1 protein-coding gene is annotated in these 788 nt (G+C 47.6%); it reads right to left on the bottom strand.

Going from position 1 to position 788, the window contains the following annotated elements:
* The coding region (ygfZ, locus tag R7Q46_RS26390; RefSeq protein WP_318078112.1) for a tRNA-modifying protein YgfZ at positions 1-788 on the bottom strand (788 nt) is incomplete at both ends.

Genomic DNA, 788 nt, shown 5'->3' with positions numbered 1-788 from the left:
GTTTCTTCATCCATATTATTTGTTAACACGATCAAACCCATAGCTTGGTTATCACTGAATTGATAGTGAGTCAGTAACGTGCCGACTGAGCGCCAGTTGTCGCCTACGCTGCGTTCTAGTTCAATCGCATCATCGTTTAACGCGGTCGACGTTACGCCTTTCACGATGTACATAGCGCGCTTGTTTGTGCCGCGGTATTTCGCTCGAGCTACGGTTTCTTGGCCTGTGTAACAGCCTTTAGTGAAGCTAATGCCACCTAGGGCTTGAATGTTCAAGGCTTGTGGAATGTGCTCGTTTTGCGCTGTGGCAGAAACGTATGGCAGTGCTGATTCAATGTCGAACCGAGTCCAAAGCTCGTGTGTTGTCAGCGTTGCATCGCTGTTTTCGATCAGTGCTTGCGCCGCTTCTTCTGTCACAGCAAGTAACCAACGGTTCGCCTCTACTTTTACCGCAGTGCCGCCATTGATGATGCGTACATCACCGGCATCTTCATTTAAAGCAGACACAAACGCATCGGCGTTGACACCTGCAACGCCAAGAATCACATCGTTAGATTCTTCAATCGTGACTTTGGAAAATACGGCGTATTTTTTTATTTCTTTCAGTTCGATTTCAATCGCAGATTTCGGCTGGATCATGCCGTAGCCATCACCATGATGGAACAAGCGGAATACACTCCACACTTTACCTTTCGCGTCGCAGTGCGCACCGAGTGTTGATTGGTCTTTTTCTAGAGAAACCACATCACAGGTAACTTGACCATGCAGGTACGATTTTTTGTCATCGCC

The organism is Vibrio sp. 811 (genome assembly GCF_033339195.1).
Note: the sequence above shows the minus strand (reverse complement) of the source record. Positions and strands in the feature narration are given on the sequence as shown.